Source organism: Streptomyces sp. NRRL S-495, from assembly GCF_000966955.1.
Classification (GTDB): domain Bacteria; phylum Actinomycetota; class Actinomycetes; order Streptomycetales; family Streptomycetaceae; genus Kitasatospora; species Kitasatospora purpeofusca.
On sequence record NZ_JZWY01000854.1, the window covers coordinates 1 to 3,065 of the forward strand.

A 3,065-nucleotide genomic window follows, 5' to 3' on the forward strand; every position below is an offset into this window, starting at 1 on the left:
GGCCCCACCCGAGCGGTTGCCCGTGGCGGAGGCCGCCTTGCGGTTCGCGGCGGCGGCCTGGCGGCGGGCCCGCGGGGCGCGGGTCGCGGCGGCGACCGTGGCCACCGTGAGGATTCCGGCGCCGACCAGGGCGGCGGCGACGGGACCACCCGCGAGGCCGGCGGAGGAGACGGCGGTGACGGCGGAGCCGGTGCTGACGCTCAGCAGCGGCAGCGCGGGGATGCCGCCCTTGGTGCCGGTCGCCGACTTCGGCTTGTCCGTGGTGGGCTTGTCCGGCTCGGCCTCGGCGGCGGGTGCCTCCGGGGCGTACACCGACCCCTCGTAGTCGTAGTCCTGGCCGTTGTCCGGCTGGTTCTCGGTGGTCGTGTTGTCGCTGGTCTGCGGTGCGGCCATGCTGTCCGTGCCTCCGTTTCTGACGGGAGGTCAGACACCCGGCAGGCTCGGCCTTCAACCTCGGCCTGCCGGGTGTCGCTTAGGGGAAGTGGTGCCGGTGGTGCAGGTGGTGATTGTCCCGCTGCGCACCGTCACGTCGAACGGCCGGGCGGAAGCTGGGTGATCAGCGTGCTCCGGGTCGTGCGCTCACGTCCGGTGTTTGCGCATCTCTCGGTCGAGGCTCTCGGGCTTGAACGTGCCGCCGACCATCGTGGGCAGCATCGCCGCCAGGCGCTCCCGGTCGGTGATCCCGGCCTGGACCATCCGGAGGTGCCCCCGCCGCCCTGCTCGGGCACCCGCTCGTTCGGGGGGCTCCCGAAGCCGAACCGGACGGCCGGTTCAGCGGCACGCGGGCTGACCTGGGCGGATACGGCCCCATCCGGATATCCGGACGCCACGGTGGCGGGGCGGATGGTCTGCCAGACCTCCGTCATGGACCATCCGTCGGCACGGGCCTCCTCCAGCGCTGCGACGGTGGCCGGGTCGACCTCGGCGTTCGGGTCGGCGTCGGTGCGCAGCGCCTGGGCGGCGCGCTGGAGGGTCTCAGCGCTGCGGGTCGCGGCCGGCACCACCTCAGCCTCCACCGGCACGGCGGCCTGGAAGGCGTAGCCGTCCTGCTCCATCGCCAGGAGCTGGAGCGCGGCCATCTGCTCGACCTGGGTCACCTGGCGGCGGGTCGAGGACAGGGCGAGGGTGGCGTAGGCGCGGGACTTCTCCACCTGGACCAGGGCCTGGTCGTCCGGCGACAGGTCGCGGTCGATGTGCTGGAGGACGCCGAGCCACAGCGCCTTGGCGAACAGGGAGACCGCGCCGCCGACGATCGCGGCGGGCCAACTGTGCATCAGCAGGGCGCCGTGCGCGCCGATCGCCAGCATCGTGGCGACCAGCAGGCCCCAGCCCATCTTCTGCGGGAACGCCCGCTTGTCCGGCTCGTAGCGGGCCATCCACTCCAGGATCAGGCAGACCGCCCAGGCCACGTCGAAGATGACGGCCGCGGCGTAGCCGACCCCGCCCTGGAGCAGGGCGCCGATGCTGACGGTCGACCAGATGACCGACACGAGGGTGAGGCCCAGGACCAGGCCGACGGCGGCGCGCAGGGCGATCCGGTCCCAGTCCCGGGGCAGGACGGGCACGCGGACGGTCTCGGTGCGGGTGATCGGGGTGCCGTTCGCGTGGACGGCCGGCACCTGGCGCTTCTCGGTGCGGTACTTCACAGCACACCGCCCGTCTGGCCGAGCTGGCGGGCGATCTCGTCGGACAGCGCGGTGAGCTGGCGGCTGGCCTCGGCGAGCTGCGTCGCGGCCTGGCCGGCCGCAGCGGCGGCGGCCTGGCCCTGGGCGGCGATGGCGGCGAGCGCCTCGCGGGACTGGTCGGGGGACGTGCCCCCGGTGACGGTACGATCCATGGCGGATCGGCCTCCCTGGTTTCGTCAGGAACTGGCTGGTCAAGGCCCTGAGCCGGTGGTGAGACACCGGCTTGGGGCCGTCGTGCTTTCGGGCTCGTTGTACTGGTGAGAGCCCGTCCCCTCTCGGGGCATGGGTAGAACGTACCACAGCAAGGGGGGTACGTTCTACCTCTGAGAAGTGGTACGTTCTACTCGTACACTTCCTCACCTGAAAGGAGCCCGTGATGGATGGCCGCAAGAAGGGGTACGCGGAGATCGCCGCCCACTACCGGCAGCTCATCACCAGCGGCGAGCTGGTCCCGGGGGACACCCTCCCGCCGGTCAACGAGGTCGCCCAGGTGCACGAGGTCGCCCGGAACACCGCGGTTCGCGCCTACTCGCAGTTGAAGTCCGAGGGGTACGTCACCACCCACGCGGGCGCGGGAACCGTCGTCGCCAAGCGCGTCGGGATCGCCCCGCCGACCGGGGCCGCGCGGGTGGACCGACTCAAGGCCGGCGGCAACAACTACTCGCCCGGGGAGACCTCCAGCGGGCACGAAGCGATGCTGCGCTCCTGCGCGGACCCTGGCATGTGCCAGGCACTGGAGATCGAGCCCCACGACGAGGTGGTCATCCGCCGCCGGGTCTTCCGGCGCGACGGCCAGCCCGTGGTACTGGGCATCTCGGTGATCCACATTCGGGCTCTCTCGCAGGTGCCCGAGCTGCTCCAGCAGGGCCGACTCGAACGCCTCTGGCACGAGGTCTACGAGGAGCGGACGGGCCTGGGCATCCACCGCTCGCCCGAGCGACACACCGCGAGGTTCGCCAGCGACGACGAGCTGGAGGCCCTGGAGGTGCCCGTCCCGGCCGGCGCCGACGTCGCCGTGCCGGTGCTGCTCGTCAGGACGATCTGGCATGACGAGAAGGGGCCCATCGAGGTGTGGGACGACATCCACGCCCCCGGCGAGTGGCACGAGTCCCCCGCCAAGTAGGAAGTCGATCGGAACCGACTGTCACAAGGCGTAGTCTCTCCCCCACAACCAAGATCAGGTCAGCAAGAAGCCCCTCATCCGGTGTTCTCCGTAGTTAGCCGCTACGGACCAGATTCGGGGCTCTAGCTCGACCGCCTAGTTGGTCTGTTGCCGAGTGTACCCAGGGACGGCTGTCCCTCGCACCGGTGCAGGGCCAGGAAGGTCCGTACGTGCGTAACCGCGCCCAGACGGCTGTGCCGTCGCCCACTCGTTCGGGT

General features: G+C 71.5%; 3 protein-coding genes and 1 pseudogene. 1 reads left to right on the forward strand and 3 read right to left on the reverse strand.

The window, feature by feature from the left end:
- The 3 genes and pseudogenes from VR45_RS47460 to VR45_RS34935 all read right to left on the reverse strand — a co-directional run.
- A pseudogene (locus VR45_RS47460) lies at positions 1-393 on the reverse strand (hypothetical protein); the annotation flags it as partial.
- A gap of 131 nt (positions 394-524) precedes the next feature.
- A complete protein-coding gene (locus VR45_RS42985) occupies positions 525-1,646 on the reverse strand; it encodes a hypothetical protein (RefSeq protein ID WP_052709616.1) in 1,122 nt (373 codons plus the stop codon).
- Entirely contained in the window at positions 1,643-1,837 is a 195-nt protein-coding gene (locus tag VR45_RS34935) for a hypothetical protein (RefSeq protein WP_045943936.1), read from the reverse strand. Before VR45_RS34935 ends, VR45_RS42985 begins: the two co-directional genes overlap by 4 nt.
- A gap of 224 nt (positions 1,838-2,061) precedes the next feature.
- On the opposite strand from VR45_RS34935, the gene VR45_RS34940 reads away from it, so the two are divergent.
- Entirely contained in the window at positions 2,062-2,808 is a 747-nt protein-coding gene (locus tag VR45_RS34940) for a GntR family transcriptional regulator (RefSeq protein WP_045943937.1), read from the forward strand.
- Positions 2,809-3,065 lie beyond the last annotated feature (257 nt).

Excerpts from the sequence above, each read along its gene's own strand:
- VR45_RS34935 (WP_045943936.1), bottom strand. The coding sequence starts at position 1,837 with ATGGATCGTACCGTCACCGGGGGCACGTCCCCCGACCAGTCCCGCGAG.
- VR45_RS34940 (WP_045943937.1), top strand. The coding sequence starts at position 2,062 with ATGGATGGCCGCAAGAAGGGGTACGCGGAGATCGCCGCCCACTACCGG.